15 protein-coding genes are annotated in these 14918 nt (G+C 38.5%); 13 read left to right on the forward strand and 2 right to left on the reverse strand.

The genetic code is table 11. The annotated features are described in order from the left end of the window. Window positions 1-52: 52 nt before the first annotated feature. Window positions 53-601 carry a YgjV family protein gene (locus BLP54_RS01590; protein ID WP_090166095.1) on the reverse strand — a complete coding sequence of 183 codons (549 nt, stop codon included), beginning with the start codon at window positions 599-601 and terminating at the stop codon, window positions 53-55. Window positions 602-796: 195 nt separating this feature from the next. Between BLP54_RS01590 and BLP54_RS01595 the strand changes: the two genes are divergently transcribed. The 7 genes from BLP54_RS01595 to BLP54_RS01620 all read left to right on the forward strand — a co-directional run bounded on the left by BLP54_RS01595 (window position 797) and on the right by BLP54_RS01620 (window position 8689). Beyond that, complete coding sequence (locus BLP54_RS01595; protein WP_090166097.1) at window positions 797-2740, forward strand: glycoside hydrolase family 127 protein; 1944 nt, start codon at window positions 797-799, stop codon at window positions 2738-2740. Between the two features lie 79 nt (window positions 2741-2819). Beyond that, window positions 2820-3287, forward strand: a complete 468-nt coding sequence (locus BLP54_RS01600) for a LeuD/DmdB family oxidoreductase small subunit (RefSeq protein ID WP_090166098.1) — start codon at window positions 2820-2822, stop codon at window positions 3285-3287. A 15-nt stretch (window positions 3288-3302) separates the two neighbouring features. Continuing rightward, on the forward strand, window positions 3303-4550 hold the full coding sequence (locus tag BLP54_RS01605; protein WP_090166100.1) for a 3-isopropylmalate dehydratase large subunit: 1248 nt from the start codon (window positions 3303-3305) through the stop codon (window positions 4548-4550). After that, window positions 4550-5029: a LeuD/DmdB family oxidoreductase small subunit gene (locus BLP54_RS01610; RefSeq protein ID WP_090166102.1), complete on the forward strand. Its 480-nt coding sequence runs from the start codon at window positions 4550-4552 to the stop codon at window positions 5027-5029. The genes BLP54_RS01605 and BLP54_RS01610 overlap by 1 nt, the downstream gene beginning before the upstream one ends. Before the next feature lie 13 nt (window positions 5030-5042). Further along, on the forward strand, window positions 5043-6284 hold the full coding sequence (locus BLP54_RS01615) for a 3-isopropylmalate dehydratase large subunit (protein ID WP_090166104.1): 1242 nt from the start codon (window positions 5043-5045) through the stop codon (window positions 6282-6284). A gap of 111 nt (window positions 6285-6395) precedes the next feature. Then, window positions 6396-6572 (forward strand): hypothetical protein, encoded by a 177-nt coding sequence (locus BLP54_RS15760; RefSeq protein WP_176754433.1) that lies wholly within the window; start codon window positions 6396-6398, stop codon window positions 6570-6572. Window positions 6573-6862: 290 nt separating this feature from the next. Further along, window positions 6863-8689: an alpha-amylase family glycosyl hydrolase gene (locus BLP54_RS01620; RefSeq protein ID WP_176754434.1), complete on the forward strand. Its 1827-nt coding sequence runs from the start codon at window positions 6863-6865 to the stop codon at window positions 8687-8689. 67 nt (window positions 8690-8756) lie between these two features. Here the strand turns inward: BLP54_RS01620 and BLP54_RS01625 are convergent, their stop codons facing one another. Beyond that, the gene (locus BLP54_RS01625) at window positions 8757-9692 is read right to left on the reverse strand and encodes a GTP-binding protein (RefSeq protein WP_090166108.1); all 936 of its coding nucleotides are present in this window, start codon (window positions 9690-9692) and stop codon (window positions 8757-8759) included. 99 nt (window positions 9693-9791) lie between these two features. Between BLP54_RS01625 and BLP54_RS01630 the strand changes: the two genes are divergently transcribed. The 6 genes from BLP54_RS01630 (at window position 9792) to BLP54_RS01650 (ending at window position 14908) form a co-directional block, all read left to right on the forward strand. Next, the gene (locus BLP54_RS01630; protein ID WP_090166110.1) at window positions 9792-10718 is read left to right on the forward strand and encodes a carbohydrate kinase family protein; all 927 of its coding nucleotides are present in this window, start codon (window positions 9792-9794) and stop codon (window positions 10716-10718) included. Window positions 10719-10742: 24 nt separating this feature from the next. Next, window positions 10743-12419 carry a GGDEF domain-containing protein gene (locus BLP54_RS01635; protein ID WP_090166112.1) on the forward strand — a complete coding sequence of 559 codons (1677 nt, stop codon included), beginning with the start codon at window positions 10743-10745 and terminating at the stop codon, window positions 12417-12419. Window positions 12420-12481: 62 nt separating this feature from the next. After that, complete coding sequence (locus tag BLP54_RS15765; protein ID WP_159430880.1) at window positions 12482-12655, forward strand: hypothetical protein; 174 nt, start codon at window positions 12482-12484, stop codon at window positions 12653-12655. A 76-nt stretch (window positions 12656-12731) separates the two neighbouring features. Then, a complete protein-coding gene (locus BLP54_RS01640; protein WP_090166114.1) occupies window positions 12732-13346 on the forward strand; it encodes a cyclodeaminase/cyclohydrolase family protein in 615 nt (204 codons plus the stop codon). Window positions 13347-13359: 13 nt separating this feature from the next. Next, window positions 13360-14214: a bifunctional 5,10-methylenetetrahydrofolate dehydrogenase/5,10-methenyltetrahydrofolate cyclohydrolase gene (locus BLP54_RS01645; protein WP_090166116.1), complete on the forward strand. Its 855-nt coding sequence runs from the start codon at window positions 13360-13362 to the stop codon at window positions 14212-14214. 31 nt (window positions 14215-14245) lie between these two features. Beyond that, on the forward strand, window positions 14246-14908 hold the full coding sequence (locus tag BLP54_RS01650) for a PilZ domain-containing protein (RefSeq protein WP_090166119.1): 663 nt from the start codon (window positions 14246-14248) through the stop codon (window positions 14906-14908). Window positions 14909-14918: the final 10 nt, after the last annotated feature.

The following is a 14918-nucleotide window of genomic DNA, read 5'->3' on the forward strand; positions in this document are numbered from 1 at the left end:
TTTGGAAATATTCCAAAAGCCCTCTTTTTTGTATATGAAATTATTATATAAATTAGAATGGTTCCTTTTTATCATTTACAATTCTGTAAACACCAATCAAGCTTGTGACAAGTGAGAAGCAATCAAATGCAAATACTGTCCAGTTTCTAAGTACAAAATCGTAAGTTCCAAAGCTTAAAATACTTCCGATGCAACCAAGCTTGATTATAAGTGGATTCTTAGAGCTAAGTGTAAGAGTAATAAGTGTAGCTGCTACAAATGGAAGCCAATCCATAAGTCCGTGTGTGCCAGCTTTCTGTGGAAGCCATGCGAACCAAACATTGTATAAAGAAACATATGTAATTACGAACTGAAGAACGATAAAGAAAATCTTTAATGGAGTAGTAAATTTCCATTTGAGACAAACCATGTTTCTTATTAAGCTAACGATATTTCCAACTACCGCAGCGATTCCTCCGATGCAGGCATATGAAATAATAAAAAATATGAACTGCACGTTCTGAGCAATGAGCATGCCTCTTTTGGTCTTTAAATAGCCGATTCCTACCATTAAAATACAGGCGAGAATGGCGAATATCTGACTTACAATAAATAAATTCATTTTATATATCACCTCAAAACTAAATTTTTTACAGAAGATTATGATAAGTCATAAATGTGATAAAAAAAAGTATTAAATAGAAAACATAAAAATAACAATTTTATATATCTACAAAATCAAAAAAATGAGCACGTATTAAAATTGATTTGATATAATTTGGTTATCTAGTAAACAGTTTGATTGAAGGAGAAGGGTATGTCGAGTGTAAAGATTACATCAAGTTTTTGGGGTAGGTACAGGGAGTTAGTTCGAAGAGAAATGATTCCTTATCAGTGGCAGGTTTTGAATGATATTGCAGGCATCACTATCGAAAAAGAGAGGGATGATGCCAATATACCTAACGAGAAAAGCCATGCTATTGAGAATTTCAAGGTTGCTGCCGGAAAGGTACAGGGAACCCATTATGGCTGGACTTTTCAGGACAGTGACGTATATAAATGGCTGGAGGCAGTAGCATATTCACTTAGAGAGAAGATGGATCCAGAGTTGGAGAAAAATGCGTTGCAGGTTATTGATTTGATAGAAGCTGCTCAGGAACCTGATGGTTATCTTGATACTTATTTTTCGATTCTTGGAATTGAATATAAATATCAAAGCCTGGCAGGAAGCCATGAGCTTTATTGTATGGGGCATTTTATTGAGGCAGCGGTGGCTTATTATGCTACTACAGGCAATGAAAAAGTCCTTAATATAGCCAAAAAATGTGCAGATAATATCGATACAAATTTTGGCCCTGAGGAGGGCAAAATTCACGGTTATGATGGTCATGAAGAAATAGAGATAGGACTTCTGAGACTTTATCATACAACAGGTGAGGAGAGGTATCTTAATCTAGCAAAATACTTCCTTACAGAAAGAGGAAAACATCCTAATTTTTTCAAGGAACAGGCTAGAAAATATCAGGGGCCTAATGCCCTTAATTGGGTGGCAAATGTTCCTAATACATATTTCCAAAATCATGCACCTATATCCGAGCAGAAGACTGCAGAAGGACATGCAGTGCGCGTGGTTTATTTGTGTACAGCTCTTGCAGATTTAGCTGCAACAACTGGTGATCAGGAGATTTTAAAAATCTGTCGAACACTGTGGGATAACATCACTGATTGTAGAATGTTTATAACAGGTGGTATCGGCTCCACTGTAAATGGTGAGGCTTTTACGTTGGATTACGATTTGCCAAATGACACAATGTACTGTGAGACATGTGCTGCTATTGGACTTATGTTTTTTGCACGTCAGATGCTTAGAATTGATCCATGTGGAGAATACGCTGATGTGATGGAGCGTGCATTGTACAATTGCGCCTTGGCTGGAATGGCACTTGATGGCAAGCATTTTTTCTATGTAAATCCTCTTGAGGTTAATCCGGTAAAATCAAAGAAAGATCCAGGAAAAAGTCATGTTAAGCCGGTGAGACCTTCATGGCTTGGTTGTGCATGTTGTCCTCCTAATTTGGCTAGAATGATTGCATCCTTGGATGATTTCGTATATACGATAAAAGATAATACTATTTTAGTTAATCAATATATGGATTCGGATTCCCTGTTGGATGTGGGAGATGGTGTTGTTTTAATAAAGCAGACTACAAGTTTTCCATGGGATGAGCAGGCAGGCATTTACGTTAGCAATAACTCAGGGGTTAATGTAAAAATTGGAATAAGAATACCAGCCTGGTCTGAAAATTTTAGGATAAGAATAGGTGGCAATCTTGTGAAAATCGATTCACAGAAGGGCTATCACTACCTTGATGTGGCGCCAGGTGCCTCTGTGGTAATAGGTGTTAATTTTGATATGTCAGTAATTAGAAACTACGCTAATCCACACGTATCTGAGGATGTTGGAAAGGTAGCGATTTCCAGAGGTCCATTAATCTATTGTCTTGAAGGTGTTGATAATGGGGAAGACTTAAATTGTCTCAGCTTGCCATTAAATGCTCATTTTGAATACAAATTTGATCATAGTCTGCTTAACGGCGTAGGTTTGTTAACAACAACAGGAAAGAGACTATATGCAAAGAAAGATTCAGGTCTTTACACTAAAGACAAACCATCTCTTAAAGACGTAAAGCTCACATTTATTCCATATTATGCCTGGGCAAATCGTGGGGAAAATGAGATGCAGGTTTGGATTAGAGAATAATTTGTGTAATTTAGCTCTTTAAATCACTAAAGAATTACGCTACAATAGTTGCAATACTATTTTGACATCAGGAGGAATTATGGGTAAGGTATTTCGATTTAACAAAGACGTAGATACTGATCAGATTATCGCATCTCAATATCTGCTATTCCCTACAATAGACGAAATGAAGGTGCATACTTTTGAATCGCTAAATTCAGATTTTGCATCCCAGGTGAAGCCAGGGGATTTTGTTGTAGCTGATGAGAATTTTGGCTGTGGCTCTTCTCGCGAGCAGGCACCTAGTGTGCTAAAGGCTCTTGGAGTGAAGGCTGTAATCGCAAAGTCCTTTGCCCGTATTTTCTATCGTAATTCTATTAATATTGGTATGCCTGTAATTGTCAGCAAGGAACTATATGATGCTGTAAAAGATGGCGATGAAATGGAACTGGATTTGCAGGCCGGCATCATTACTGTAGGTGACAAGCAATTTCCATGTACCAAGCTACCAGCAAAAATGCAGGAAATTTTGGATCAGGGTGGCTTGATTGCATCGCTAGATAACTAAAAGGAGATAAAGATTATGGGCATGACTATGGCAGAAAAGATTATCGCTGCAGCCGCAGGAAAAGAGAGCTGTAAGGCTGGCGATATTGAGACAGTTACTTTAGACAGACTTATGAGTAATGATGGAACAACCCATCTTACTATTGATATGTATAACAATTTAAAAAAGCCAAGAATTGCTGATGTGGATAAATTGGTTTGGATTATTGACCATAATATTCCAGCGGATAGTCCAAAGACTGCAGCCTCTCATAAAAAAATGCGAGATTTTGCAAAAGAACATGGCATCACTTTTTATGAGGGAGAAGGCGTATGCCATCAGGTTATGATGGAAAAACACGTTCGTCCAGGCGAGCTTATTTTTGGTGCAGATTCCCACACATGTGCTTATGGAGCACTTGGAGCTTTCGGTACAGGTGTTGGATGTACAGATTATCTTTATGCAATGGTTACAGGAACCTCATGGCTTCTTGTTCCAGAAACAATCAGATTTAATCTTCACGGTACATTAAAGAAGGGCGTATATGCCCGTGATTTAATTCTTACTATTATAGGGCGAATCTCTGCAAATGGCGCTAATTACAAAGCTATGGAGTTTGCAGGAGATGGACTAAAAGGTCTTTCTATAGCAGACAGAATCTCTATCTGTAATCTCTGCGTTGAGGCTGGTGCCAAGACTGCACTTATGGAAGTAGATGATGTAGCTCTTGATTACCTAAAGGCACATGGCCGTGAGCCAAAGGCTATTTTTAAATCAGATGATGATGCTGTATTCTCAGAAGTTTTTGATATTGATTTATCGGAGATTGAGCCTATCGTTGCAAAACCACATTTCGTTGATAACATTGTTCCAGTATCAGAATGCGAAGGCACAAAAATTGACGAGGCATTCCTTGGCAGTTGTAACAATGGACGTATAGAAGACCTTCGTGTCGGAGCAGAGGTAATCAAAGGAAAGCATGTGGCTGATAAAGTGAGATTCCTCGTTGTTCCAGCCAGTCGCGAAGTGTATAAGCAGGCTCTCAAAGAAGGCTTACTTGATATCTTTATGAATGCAGGCGCAATGGTTATGAATCCTAATTGCAGTGTTTGCTGGGGCGCTTGCCAGGGTGTCATCGGTGAAGGAGAGACCCTTATTTCAACAGGCACACGTAACTTTAAGGGCCGTGCAGGTCACAAGGATTCCTTTGTGTATTTGGCTTCTGCCGCTACAGTAACCGCATCAGCCATCAAAGGCTACATAACATCAGCGGAGGTACAGTAATGAGTAAGATTTGGAAATTAGATAATGACATAGATACAGACATTATTTTGCCTACAGAGTACCTAGCCTTTGAGACAGTGCAGGAGATGAAGCCTTACGCTTTTTCTCCACTTCGACCAGATCTGGCGGCTCAGATTCAGCCTGGCGATATGATTGTTGCAGGAAACAATTTCGGTTGCGGTTCGTCTCGTGAGCAGGCACCAGAGGTGGTGAAGGCTCTTGGTATATCTTGCATTGTTGCAAAATCCTTTGCACGAATTTTCTTTAGAAATGCAATTAACAATGGACTTCTTTTAATCGAACAGCCGGATTTATATGATGAAGTAGCTGAAGGCGATGAGGCAGAGGTTATTCCAGGAAAAGAGATTATTGTTAATGGTAAATCCTATCCAATAGCAAGTCTTCCAGAAAATCTTACTGAGATTTTGGAGGCAGGCGGTCTTGTAAAGGCCATGAGAAAACGTAATGGATTAGACTAATTGGGAGGATTAAATGGGACATACACTTGTTGAAAAAATAATTGGAAATAAGGTAGGGCATGAAGTAAAGCCTGGAGATATTGTTACTGTAGACGTAGATTGGTGCATGATTGATGACATCATGGTTCCTTTCGCAGTGCAGAAATTTGAGGAAATGGGCTTCAAGAAAGTAGCAAAACCAGAGGGCGTTGTTTTGATCTATGATCATTTCCTCCCAGCTACACAGGTAGATGACAGCAGACACTTTAGAGTTGGAGATGAGTTTGCAGATAAGTATGGCATCAAAAATGTTCATCGTACAGATGGAATCTGCCATCAGCTTATGACAGAGGCTGGCTATGTGAAGCCAGGAGACATAGCCTTTGGTACAGACAGTCATACTGTTACATATGGTTGTGTGGGAGCATTTTCTACTGGTATCGGATATACGGAGATGGCAGGTATTCTGGGCACTGGCCAGCTTTGGATTAAGGTTCCTGAAACTATAAAGGTGGAAATCGAAGGTACCTTGCATGGAAATGTTACCTCAAAGGATATTATTCTCAGAATCATTGGTGATTTGACTGCTTCAGGAGCCACTTATCAGGCAATCGAATTTACTGGTAGCACGGTTGATGCCATGAGTGTTGCAAGCCGTATGACTATGTCAAATATGTCAGTTGAAGCCGGTGCTAAGTGTGGTCTTTTTGCACCTGATGAAAAGACTTGCGATTATTGCAAGATTCCATTTGATGATAAGCTTAAAGAGCTTCGTTCTGATAATGATGCTAAGTATTCAAAAATTCTTAGATATAAGGCAGAAGATTTCAAACCTGTCTGTGCTTGTCCGTCGCTCGTGGATAATATAAAGCCTGTAAAAGAACTTAAAGGCACAAAGGTTAATCAGGTATTTATTGGGTCATGCACTAATGGGCGTCTTGAAGATTTAAGAGCTGCAGCTACAATCCTTAAGGGGAAACATGTGGCTCCTTTTGTAAAACTTATTGTTACTCCTGCCAGTCGAAAGATTTATCGTGAGGCATTAGCAGATGGAACCTTAGAGATTCTCTCTGATGCTGGAGCAATTATTACTACACCAGGATGTGGATTGTGCTGTGGCAGAGGCGGCGGAATTCTTTCCGATGATGAAGTTGTTGTTGCTACCAACAACAGGAATTTTCTTGGAAGAATGGGAACTAGTAAAGTGCAGATTTATCTGGCAAGTCCTGTTACTGCAGCGGCAACAGCAATTGCTGGCGAGATTGTAGAAGGATAAGTGTGAAGATTTTGTGATAACTACACAGGTGTGTAATTATGGTATTGTAAAAATATCTTTGAGACTGTATTATAAATCCTGTTGGTTTTTGAAAGAAGAGGTAAAAATATAATGAGAATCAGAGATGTTATTGAAAATTTAAGTCAGTATGATCAAGATTTAGAAGTAGTAGTTGGGGTTGATGGAGATTTCTTCTCACCTAATTTTAAGCGAGATATTGTTCTATTTAAGCATGCTTTTAATGGAGTAGCATATAAAGATGAGGCTGTTATCTTATCTAATCAATAAATATTGCTGAGTAGATTTTGAGGACCTGAGGGTCCTCTTTTTTTGTCCATAATTTTGAAAATGTTGCGCAGAATTGCGCATATTTAAGCAAAAATTTACACAAAATGATTAAGCAATATTTGTAAATGTTTCTGAAAATAGTAAATTATATTGACACACATGTGTATTATCAGCTATTTTAAATAACGACATGGGCTGGAAACGTTTCCATAAAACCGGTAAATGCGGAACCGTTTGCGCAGCATCGAAGGGGATCCCAATTATAATGTATGAGAAAATGGAGGGTAAGAATGTTAAACAAAAGAATGTGTCGCAGTGTGCTATCACTTTTAGTGGCCTCTGGGTTAGTATTTAGTGGTTTTAGTTTTAATGCTGGTACTGTAGAGGCTGCACAGACAGGCGCTTATGGTCTTCAGACAAACATTAAAGATGGTAATATCTTGCATTGTTTCGATTGGACTTATCAGCAGATAATTGATGAGCTTCCAAATATTGCGGCAGCTGGATTTTCTACAGTTCAAACTTCACCTGCTCAGGCGGCAAGCTGCTCAAGAGGTGGAATCTGGTATATGCTTTACCAGCCAAATGGTTTTTATGTTGGCGATGCAGGTCTTGGTTCAGAAAGTGACTTAAGAAGACTTTGTCAGGAAGCAGACAAATATGGAATCAAGGTTGTAGTCGACGTAGTAGCAAATCACCTTGCTGGCGATCACGCAAACATCGATGGTAGCCTTAAGGATTCAAGTCACTGGCATAACGAGTGGGGCGGTATTGATTACAACAATCGTCATCAGATTACTCACAGAGATATCGGTATGCCAGATATTAATTCAGAGGATCCTTATGTTCAGAATAAAGTAAAGAATTACATCTCTCAGCTTAAGTCTGATGGAGTTGATGGAATCAGATGGGATGCTGCAAAGCATATTTCTGTTCCATCAGAAAATTGTAGCTTCTGGAGAAATGTAATTGATAACTCAATTTTCAATTATGGTGAGATTCTTGATCAGCCTGTAGTCGGTAATGACTCATACGCACAAAGACTTATGAGCGAGTATACAGATTATATGTCTGTAACTGATTCAGTTTATAGTGCTACAGTAATGCAGGCTTTAAATCAGGGCTCTGTTCCATACAGCTATGGTTATTGGACAACAGCAAATGGTATCGAGGACGATGAGGTGATTTACTTCGCTGAAAGTCACGATACATATTCTAATCATTCGCAAGGGGAGGGCGGCTGGACTAAGTATATTGACCAGAACAAAGTTGACAGAGCATATGCAATCCTTGGTTCAAAAGCAAATTCATCAGCACTTTACTTCTCAAGACCATATGCTAAAGAAAAGACAGCAATCAAGGTTGGCGAAAAGGGAAGCACACACTTTACAAGCCCTGAAGTTGCTGCAGTAAATAAGCTTCATAACCAGTGTGCAGGCGAGAAGGAATACTATTCTACATATGGAAATGTAGCTATCGTGGCAAGACAGTCAGGTGCTACACTTGTTTTAGGCTCAGGTTCAAATTGGGATGTAAGTGTTTCAAATCCAGGAAGTACACTTAGAAGTGGTACATATAAGGATCTTGTAAGTGGAAGCACATTTACAGTAGATGGATCAAATATCAGAGGTCACGTTGGATCAACAGGTATTGCAGTTTTACTTAAAGACGTTGGCCCGACTCCAACACCTACACCTACCCCAACACCAACACCTACACCAACTCCAACACCTACACCTACCCCAACACCAACACCTACACCAACTCCAACACCTACACCAACTCCATCTCCAACTCCAACACCACCAATCGAGAATGAAATTACAGTTTACTTCTCAAATAATGCTAACTGGAGCAATGTATATGTATATACATGGGGCAGCAGTGATACAACAGGTTGGCCAGGAAAGGCTGCAACTTTTGTAAAGAAGAACGAGTACAATGAGTCAGTTTATTCTGCTAAGATTCCAAAGGACATTAAGGGATTGATTTTCTCTGATGGAAATGGAAAACAGACAGTAGATATTAATTCTGGTTTTGTTGATGGATTAGGTTATTATATTTCAGGAAATTCTGGCAACAAGAGTACAGTTGGTACCTACACTTTTTCTAATTAATATTCCTTAAACGAAAGAGGGATTCGCATATGCGAATCCTTCTTTTACTAATATTGGTGGTTGTATGCTATTTTGCTCCAAAATATTCTTTTACTTTTGTTTCATTGATTTCTTCACCGATAATAATGAAGACTTCCTGCCCAACAGGCATTTGGTTTAGTTCGAAATCTTCTTTAGTGGCGTTGAATTGATACCATACCTCATTATCCTTGAAGAACCCTTTTGCTCTGAATATTTTGCCGAAGGCTGGGTCAGCCATAAGTGCATCGATTTTTTCTTTAAGTCCGTCCTTTTTCATAGGAAGTTCCAGGAAGTAAAGAGTCTTGTAACCTGCATCATCAGTACCAAGCTTCTTTATATATGAATGTGTGCTATAGCCGCTGTTTGAGATTTTATCAAAATCGGCAGAAACTAGTTCATTCCAGTTCTTGGAAAAAACGATTGAATCAATATTCTTATCAAGCTTTGCCTTTTCGGCAGCTCTTTTAAGATGAGAGATAGTAGCAGTGATATGAGTATCATCTGTCATCTGGCTTCGGCTGAGAACAATCACTCCTGCATTTGCAATCTGAGATGCAAGGAAGAAATCTGAATCCTCAGAAAGATTTTCGTCAAGCTTAGCATCTACGATAGTGATTACATTTCCAATTTCATACCATCTATCTAGGGGCTCATCTCTTAATGAATCGAAAAACTCATCTACATCAAATATACCAGAAGGCTCGATGATTACGCGGTCATAGCCACTCATGCCCATGGAAATAAGCTTTGTTTTAAAGCGTCTTTTGTGGCAGTCAGCATCGCATCCACCAGCTACCATTTCAAGCTCACAGTTGTCACATCTAAGCTCGTTTAGTAGAAGCATATCTACATTGACCGCGCCGTAATCATTCTCAAGTATTCCGATGCGCTGTCCCTGATCCATAAAGTATTTTGCATATTTTTTAAGGAAGGTAGTTTTTCCACTACCAAGAAATCCTGTAATAAGGTCGACTTTTATCATAAAAATACCTCTTAGAAAAATATTTAAACACAATTATTTGATATTATAGCATGTAGTGTTATAATCAAAAATACTATTTTTAAAAGGAGTATAGAATTCATGGGAATCGTTGTTTTAGGAGCAGTATTTATTGATATTAAAGGACACTCTACAGCAAGTTATATTCCTGCTGGTAGAAATGTAGGTACTGTTGAAGAAGTACACGGTGGTGTTAGTAGAAACGTAGTAGAGGATATTGCTAATGTAGAGCTTAGACCTACATTTGTAAGCCTTGTTGATGATAGTGGTATTGGTACAGGTGTTTTAGATAAGCTTAACAACCATAAGGTAGATACAAGATTTGTTCGCCGTACACCAGATGGAATGGGTAAGTGGCTTGCAGTTTTTGATAATCATGGTGATGTGGTTGCATCTATTTCAAAGCGCCCAGATCTTTCAGAAATTAATAGTATTCTTGATGAGCAGGGTGACGAGATTTTTAAGGATGCAGACAGTATAGCCCTTGAAATTGATATGGAAAAGGACACTATTAAGAGAGTGTTCAAGTATGCAGAAAAGTATAATCTTAAGGTTTATGCAGCTGTTTCAAATATGAGTATTGCTGTAGAACGTCGTGATTTCCTTAAGAATGTTGAGTGTTTTGTTTGCAATCAGCAGGAAGCAGGAATCCTTTTCATGGATGATTATTCAGAGAAGACTCCAGAGGAGATGCAGGATATTTTATCTAAGAAGATTCAGGGCGCTCAGATTAAGAAGATGATTGTTACTCTTGGTGGACAGGGTGCTGTATATGCCGATATAGATGGTAACACAGGTTTTGTTCCAGCAAGAAAGGTAGACGTTAAGGATACAACAGGCGCAGGAGATTCCTTCTTTGCAGGTGTAACTATTGGTCTTACTTATGGAAAGACAATGGAAGAGGCTTGCGAGATAGGTTCTACACTTGCAGCATCTGTTATCGTTACTTCCGACAATGTTTGCCCAAGATTTTTACCAAGTGAGTTTGGAATCGAGGTTAATAACTAGCAGCTTTTTTAAGGAGCGAAGGTTATGGTGGATTGGGGTTTTGTAAGGCGAGTTATCGCTACAATTTACATCATAGTAATATGTTTTATAATTGTGGTGGGTTTTGCATATTCAAATCAGGACGATGCAAGGCTGCGAGAGAACTATGTCTCCATGGATAACGGATGGACTAATAATGGTGTGGATGTGGTGTTCCCTTACGCAAATAAAGAGGAGTTTGTCATTGAAAATACCTTACCATTAGTATATGGAGATCAGTTCCTTGTGTTGAAGTGCTATTATGACAAGGCTGCTGTATATGTTGATGGAAATGAGGTATATCATTCCTTGGATAATACTCTTTTTGGTCAGGAGTCTGATGTAGGAAAGAAGGAAATTCATGTTCTTATGAAACCGGAGTATTCCTACAAGACAGTTTCTGTCAAAATTGTTATGCAAAAATCCCTTTATGGCTCTGAATTGACAGAAGCCTTTATTACCACCAGATCGGGTTATGGAATTCGAATACTTAAGGAAGAGATGCTTCCAATAGTTCTATCTGTTATATTATTTTTCACTGGACTATGGGAAGCCTTAATTGCTATTCATTTTATACTTAGAAAATCCTTAATTTTAAGAAAGCTTTCCTTCCAGGCATTGCTTTATTCTGGTTCCTTTTCTATGTTGGCAGGTACATGCTTGCTATGTGAGACCCGTTTATTGACGGTTATTTTCGGAAACAATACAGGATTTGCCATTCTTGAAATAATGTGCTTTGTGCTTATGCCACTTGCATTCCTGGAATTGGTTAGAGCTGTAAACTTTAGAATAAGCAGGCGTGATAATGTTTTGGATGGCATATATGCAATGCTGATTTTGGGAGCCTTTTTATTTGCTTTGTTTGGTGTTGTAGAATGGGGCAATATTGTAATCTTTGCTCATGTAATTGATGTTTCAATGATTTTCCTTGTTGCTTACTATTCATATTCAAGCATTAAGGCGGAGAAGCGAAAGAGCGAGAGACGACTTATAGCAATGGGCAATTTGCTGTTCTTGTTTGTTTGCGTTATCGCTTTGGCAATGTATATTAATAACATTGATAGTAATTACAATGTGATAGTTATTATTGGACTTGTGGTTTATATATCCACTCAGATTGGAATTATATATCGAAGGATTGGCCTTAAGGTGGAGGAAGAAGCAGAACTGGTGCAGGTTAAAGAGCTTGCCTATACAGATGAACTGACAAAGCTTACTAATAGAAGATATTTCTATGAGGAACTTAACTCAATCAAGGACAGAGAGCTTTCAAGTGACACTACGGTGGTATTTTTTGATGTTAATAGATTAAAATATACAAATGATACTTTGGGACATGATGCAGGAGACGAACTTCTGATTGGCGCTGCTGATTGCATAAAGAAGGCTTTTCAGGATAATTCTACCAGTGTTATAAGTCGTATGGGTGGTGACGAGTTTATTGCCATGCTTATTGCTAGCAAGGCTGAGCTTACTAGAAGGCTTGAGAATTTTAAAAAGTATACTTATGAATGGAAGGGTACATATATTGATGAAATAAGTGTTTCTGTTGGTGCTGCGTCACTTAGAGACAATCCTGGAATCGATATAAATACCCTTTGTAAAATAGCAGATGATAATATGTATTTAGCAAAAAAAGAATATTATAAAGACACTGGATTTGATAGACGTTTAGATAGATAAAATGTTTGCAACGGTCTTTCAATATGCTTATAATGTTGACTTGAAAGGATTTCAAAGACTGTATGACAGATAGGGAGAATATCAATTACAGACAGTTGTATTTTGATAAAGACGGGACAATCAAACAGGAGACATATGTGTTCCACAGAGAGATGACAGCTGAGGAACAGGAAAAATATGACTCATTAGTATCTGATTCAAATCAGATGACAATATTTGATTTTTTAAAGGCATAGGACTCCAAGGCTTTGAGGATTCAAGGCTTTGGAGTTTTGTTTATATAAATATGATAGATGGGAGAAAAAATTTATTATGGATTTAATTAACTCGAGTATTTCTGATTTTACTAAGTTGCTTGCCTCTAAGACTTCAGTGCCAGGCGGTGGTGGCGCCAGTGCTTTAGTTGCTTCAATTGGCATTGCTCTTGGAGATATGGTAGGTGAATTTACCGTTGGAAAGAAAAAATATGCTGATGTAGAAGATGAAATATTGGTGTTAATGGATAAGGCACAAAAGCTTAGAGTTGATTTACTACAGTGTATAGAAGATGATGCTGTTGCTTTTGAACCTCTCTCAAAAGCGTATTCTTTGCCAAAAGATACTGAAGATAGAGATGAGCTTATGGAAAAATGTCTTAGGGATGCAGCTTCTGTTCCTATGCATATATTAGAACTTGCCTGTGAAGCGGTGGATTTACAGAAAGAATTTGCAGATAAGGGTTCTGTGATTATGATTAGTGATGCTGCTACAGGAGTTGCTATGCTTCAGGGAGCGATAAAGGGCGCTGCTGTTAATGTAAAGATTAATACAAAATCAATGAAAGACAGAGCATATGCTGAGGATTTGGATGCCCGTGTAGATGCTTTAGTAAAAGAATATGTAAGCAAAGCTGATTCGATTTATAGCGATGTTTGGAATAGATTATAGGAAGGTTAGTTAAATGGCAAAATTACTTAAGGGAAAAGATGTTGTTGAAGCATTAAATGAAAAGCTTTTAAAGGATGTTGAAGAATTAAAGTCTAAAGGGATTACACCTACTCTTGGTATTCTTAGAGTTGGAGAGCGACCTGATGATTTATCCTATGAGCGCGGTGCGTTAAAGAAATGTGAGCAGGTTGGCGTACAGGTTAAGGTTTTCGCACTTCCAGAGGATGTGAGTGAAGAAGACTTTCTTGACACACTGGATAAATTAAATAATGATATAACAATACACGGAATTCTTATGTTTAGACCACTTCCTAAACATATCGATGGTGAAAAGGCTAGAAAGCTTTTAAGAGCTGATAAGGATGTAGATGGTTGTACAGATTTATCCCTTGCAGGAGTATTTACAAATACTAAACTTGGTTTTTCACCTTGTACTGCAGAAGCAGCTATGGAGATATTAAAGTATTATGGTGTCTCTCTTTCTGGAAAGAAGGTAGCTGTAATAGGTCGTTCACTTGTAATAGGTCGTCCAGTTGCCATGATGCTTATGCATGAAAATGCTACTGTAACTATTTGTCATACAAAAACAATTGATGTTCCATCAATTACAAAAGATGCCGATATAGTAGTTGTAGCATCAGGACAGATGGAGAGCGTAGGAACAGATTACCTCAGAGAGGGTCAGACTGTAATCGATGTAGGTATTAGCTGGAATGATAAGAAGAATAAATTGTGTGGCGACGTTATTTTTGATGAAGCAGAGCCTATAGTAGATGCTATAACACCTGTTCCTGGTGGTGTTGGTGGAGTTACTACAAGCATTCTTGTAAAGCATGTGGTTGAATCTGCACAGCGCGTTCATATATAATGGACATATATGAGGAAATAGGGAGAATACAATGAAACTTCAACAGCTTGAGGCTGGTCAGGTAGTTACCTTAGAAATCCTGATTGGCGGCTCATCTTTTGAATTGAAGACGGAAGTGGTTGGAACCAATGCTGGTACTGGCGCATTGGTTAAACCTTATGTTTATAATAATACAGCGGTAGATTTTACTCAGGGTTCACCAAAGAGTATGTCCTTTTCACTGCATTGCATTGACCCAAATACTGGAGGTAGAGTTGTTTGGAAAAATGTTGCAGTAAGTCTTGTTAATTTCAAGGGCGTAGATTATTACGCTATAGATTCCAGCGATTTCGGAACAATAGCTGCTTCTAGTGAGAGACGTGAAGATGTGAGAGTTATGGTTAAAAAACCTGGCTCTGCCATGATGGAGGATGGAAGAAGATTCGCTGTCACTGTTCTGGATGTTAGTGATAGAGGAGTTTCTTTTGTAGGAAATGCAAATAGAGTTACTATTGGAGACAAGGTTGAGATAAATTTTGCTGACGTGGCTCACAAAATCGATATCAGTCTTGGTATTATGGTGCAGATAGTTCGTGCTGAGGTACATAAAGACGGTATTCTTTATGCAGGAAAGGTCCTTGAAAGGGATAATAAACTTCTTGCATATTTATGTTTTAAAGGAATGGATTGTAAAGCAAACAACCAATCTAAATAAGGGTGACGTT

The organism is Pseudobutyrivibrio sp. 49 (assembly GCF_900100545.1).
In the GTDB taxonomy this organism is placed as follows: Bacteria; Bacillota; Clostridia; order Lachnospirales; family Lachnospiraceae; genus Pseudobutyrivibrio.